Source organism: Aeromonas sp. R1-1 (genome assembly GCF_040908495.1).
In the GTDB taxonomy this organism is placed as follows: Bacteria; Pseudomonadota; Gammaproteobacteria; order Enterobacterales; family Aeromonadaceae; genus Aeromonas; species Aeromonas veronii.
Genome location: NZ_JBFODV010000093.1, coordinates 1 through 4,132 on the forward strand (window position 1 = coordinate 1; position 4,132 = coordinate 4,132).

Here is a 4,132-nt window from a genome sequence, read left to right on the forward strand (position 1 = left end):
TTGCCATTGGCTGAAAAACCGGCGGCGGAACCGCTATAAATCGGTTTACCACCAAACAGGTCTGACCTATGGTAAAGCATGTAAAAGATGCATCGTGGAGCCGCTTTTCCTATGAATGACCGAGAACTGCAACAGATCCTGTTTCGCTCCTTCGATGTGATCCCGCTGCCTATTCTGGTGTCAGAATCCATTGCCCGTCACGATGGCTGCTCACCCGACATGATCCCGCAGCGGCGCCACCGCTTCCTGAATAAAGCCTTCATTGAGCAGCTGGGCTACAACCTTGACGATCTGCCGGACATGGCTTCCTGGTTTCAGGTCGCCTACCCGGATGAAGGGTATCGCCGCACCATCATCGACTCCTGGCACTCCCAGGTGGAACAGAGCTTGTCGCAAGGGCTGGAGGTTGCCGAGATGCCTGCGCTGATCCGCTGCAAGAGCGGTCAGTCGCGCTGGTTTATCGTCACTGCCCAGCTGGGAGCCGATGCCATCCCGGATGGCCATATCGTCACCTTTCGCGATATCCACGACCTGCAGTGCATGGTGGAAGAGGTGAGCCGCCTCTCCTGCACCGATCCGCTCACCGAACTGACCAACCGGCGCGGCGCCCAGCAACAGTTGCAGGCCCTTTGGTTACAGGGTGAGCCCCTCTCGGTGGTGTTGGGAGATATCGACCATTTCAAGCAGGTCAATGACCGCTACGGCCACCCTGCTGGCGATGCCGCGCTCTGCGCCGTCGCCCACGCCATGGCGAGCCAGCTGTTGCCGGGGGAGAGTTCTGGCCCGTTGGGGCGGGGAGGAGTTCCTGCTGATCCTGCCTGGTTGCGATATTGAACAGGCAGCACGGCGCGCCGAACAGCTGCGCCTGCATGTCAGTACCACCCGCTTGCCATGGCAGGGGAAGCAGCTATCCCTCACCATCAGTCTGGGCTGTGCCAGCATGAAGGGGCAGGAGAGCATCGACTATCTGCTGATGATGGCCGACCGGGCCCTTTATCAGGCCAAGGATCAGGGCCGTAACCGGGTTGTCATCTCGACGGAATAGAGTAATAACCAGAAAGAAAAGCCGACTCGCAGCCATAAAAAAACCGAAGCACAAGGCTTCGGTTTTTTACTGCGCAACTGGCGTGAGCCAGCCGGGCATTACTTCTTGATACGGATAACCGGGGTCTCGCCCACAGTCACGGCACCAGTCATTTTGATCAGCTCTTTGATCTCGTCCATGTTGGAGATGACAACCGGAGTCAGGGTAGACTTGGCTTTCGCTTCCAGAACGGCCAGATCGAACTCGATGATGGTGTCGCCGCGCTTGACCTGTTGACCTTCCTGAGCGATACGCTTGAAGCCTTCGCCTTTCAGTTCAACGGTGTCGATACCGAAGTGAACGAACAGCTCGATACCGGAGTCGGATTCCAGAGAGAACGCGTGGTTGGTCTCGAAAATCTTGCCGATGGTACCATCGCACGGAGCAACCATCTTGTTGCCAGCCGGCTTGATGGCGATACCGTCACCAACGATCTTCTCGGCGAAGACAACGTCAGGCACATCTTCGATCGGCACGATTTCGCCAGACAGCGGAGCAAAGATTTCGATGCCGCCGGTGTCAGAGCTATCGTCGGAAACCAGTTTCTTCAGTTTATCAAACAGACCCATATAAAGCTCCTAGAGATGATTTGTCGCTGTTTGCAGCCGATCTTAGCAGACTGCCTTCTGCTTAATAAAGTTATCTACGCATGCTTCGATTTCAGCGGCGGTGGCAAAGCTCAGTGCTTGATCAGCCATTGCCTTCACATCTTCGAAGTTGGTGTTGCGGATAAGCTTCTTGATACGCGGTACAGAGATGGCGCTCATGGAGAACTCATCCAGACCCATACCCAGCAGCAGCAGGGTGGCGCGCTCGTCACCAGCCAGTTCACCACACATACCGGTCCACTTGCCTTCGGCGTGGGATGCATCGATAACCATCTTGATCAGGGTCAGGACGGAGGGTGACAGCGGGTTGTACATGGAGGAGATCATCTCGTTACCACGATCGACAGCCAGGGTGTACTGGGTCAGGTCGTTGGTACCGATACTGAAGAAATCCACTTCCTTGGCCAGATGATGAGCCATCACGGCAGCGGCCGGGGTCTCGATCATGATACCCACTTCGATGGATTCATCAAAGGCTTTGCCTTCGGCACGCAGTTCGGCTTTCAGCGTCTCTACGGTAGCTTTCAGGCTACGGAACTCTTCGACAGAGATGATCATCGGGAACATGATGCGCAGTTTGCCGAAGGCAGAGGCGCGCAGAATGGCCCGCAGCTGAGCATGCATGATGTCTTCGCGGTCGAAGAAAATACGCACGGCACGCCAGCCCAGGAAGGGGTTCATCTCTTTCGGGAAATTCATGTACGGCAGCTCTTTGTCGCCGCCAATGTCCATGGTACGCACGATGATCGGCTGATCCGGCATCGCTTCGGCCACTTCTTTGTAGGCTTTGAACTGCTCTTCTTCGGTCGGCAGCGCGTCACGATCCATGAACAGGAACTCGGTACGGTACAGACCCACGCCTTCGGCGCCATTGCGGATGGCACCTTCGGTATCCTTGACGGTACCGATGTTGGCGCACACTTCGACCTGGTGACCATCCAGCGTGATGGCAGGCAGATCTTTCAGCTTGGCCAGCTCATCTTTCTCGGCCTGGAACTGAGCCTGGAACTTCTTGGCTTCGGTCAGCTGTTCAGCGGTCGGATTGATGATGATCTGGTTGTTGATCGCATCCAGCACCAGCATGTCACCGTTCTTGACGCGCTCGGTGATGTCGTTGGTGCCTACCACGGCCGGCAGCTCCAGGGAGCGGGCCATGATGGAGGTGTGAGAGGTACGGCCACCGATGTCGGTGACGAAACCCAGCACATATTTCAGGTTAATCTGAGCGGTTTCAGACGGGGTCAGGTCTTTGGCGACCAGGATCACCTCTTCGTCGATGGTGCTCAGGTTGACAACGGCGATGCCCAGTACGTTCTTGACCAGACGGGTACCGATGTCACGGAAGTCGGTAGCGCGTTCGCGCAGATAAGGGTCATCCAGCTCGGCCATCATCTTGGCGTACTGTTCGATCACCTCATAGATGGCTTTGTCAGCGGAAGCCTTGTTCTCTTTGATGAAGGATTTGATATCCCCTTCCAGCTCCTCATCTTCGAGCAGCATGATGTGGCCTTCGAAGATGGCCTCTTTTTCCTCACCGAAGGTGCGACCGGCCATCTCTTTGATGGCTTCCAGCTGGGTAGCTGACTTGGTACGAGCTTCGAGGAAACGGTTGATCTCGGCATCAATCTGGTCAGCAGAGATTTTGCCCTGATTGATAACGATTTCATCTTCTTTCAGAAGAAGCGCCTTACCGAATGCGATACCGGGGGACGCAAGAATGCCAGATATCATAATCCTTCCTATTAAAACGACTGTGGGGGAGGAATCTAAAGCTGGATTACTCCAGCTCGTCCATCAGGGCAACCAGCTTCTCAACAGCTTGCTGAGCATCCGGGCCGTCAGCCTGGATAGTTACGTTGGTACCCTTGGTCAGGCCCAGGGTCTGCAGCTTGAACAGGCTCTTGGCGCTGGCGGACTTGCCACCGGAGACCACAGTGATCTCGCTTTGGAATTCTTTGGCTTCTTTCACGAACTGAGCTGCCGGACGGGTGTGCAGGCCGTTTTCAGCAGTAATAACAACAGACTTCTCGTACATGGTTTCACCCCATATTATTGATATTTTTTGGTGGATTGGTCGTTTTTGAAGCAACCTGACCCACCGTGTCAGTATGGATATGTTGTAAAGTAACGAAAGCAGACCCGCAATGGTTTAATCCAGGTCAAGTTTCTGTGCAGTAATCGGTGCGCTGGTTGGCAATTTTCAGTTATTGGGCTACAAGCCGCATCAGGACTGGCCTGAAATTATTTTATAACGAAAAATAACACTTTGTTACTTTGTGATACCGAGCCAGCAAACACCGCGTGACGCCGCACAGGATATGAGATTTAGAGCGGAATGTCTGCTTTTTTTCTCACTCCGGAACTTGTTATTTTACCCCAAAAAATAAGGATCAAGTGACACTAACAGGGGTTTAGTCTAGCCCATAAAGAAGCGGCGCTC

The 4,132-nt window shown here is 54.4% G+C and carries 3 protein-coding genes and 1 pseudogene; 1 reads left to right on the forward strand and 3 read right to left on the reverse strand.

All coding sequences use genetic code 11. From position 1 onward, the window contains the following. The first annotated feature begins 111 nt into the window (after positions 1-111). A pseudogene (locus AB5Y92_RS05445) lies at positions 112-1,045 on the forward strand (GGDEF domain-containing protein). A 98-nt stretch (positions 1,046-1,143) separates the two neighbouring features. Here the strand turns inward: AB5Y92_RS05445 and crr are convergent. The 3 genes from crr to AB5Y92_RS05460 are packed head-to-tail and all read right to left on the reverse strand — an operon-like array spanning position 1,144 to position 3,727. After that, a complete protein-coding gene (crr, locus tag AB5Y92_RS05450) occupies positions 1,144-1,653 on the reverse strand; it encodes a PTS glucose transporter subunit IIA (RefSeq protein ID WP_005338264.1) in 510 nt (169 codons plus the stop codon). Between the two features lie 42 nt (positions 1,654-1,695). After that, positions 1,696-3,423 (reverse strand): phosphoenolpyruvate-protein phosphotransferase PtsI, encoded by a 1,728-nt coding sequence (gene ptsI / locus AB5Y92_RS05455; protein ID WP_368225877.1) that lies wholly within the window; start codon positions 3,421-3,423, stop codon positions 1,696-1,698. A gap of 46 nt (positions 3,424-3,469) precedes the next feature. Continuing rightward, positions 3,470-3,727, reverse strand: a complete 258-nt coding sequence (locus AB5Y92_RS05460; protein WP_005338266.1) for an HPr family phosphocarrier protein — start codon at positions 3,725-3,727, stop codon at positions 3,470-3,472. Positions 3,728-4,132: the final 405 nt, after the last annotated feature.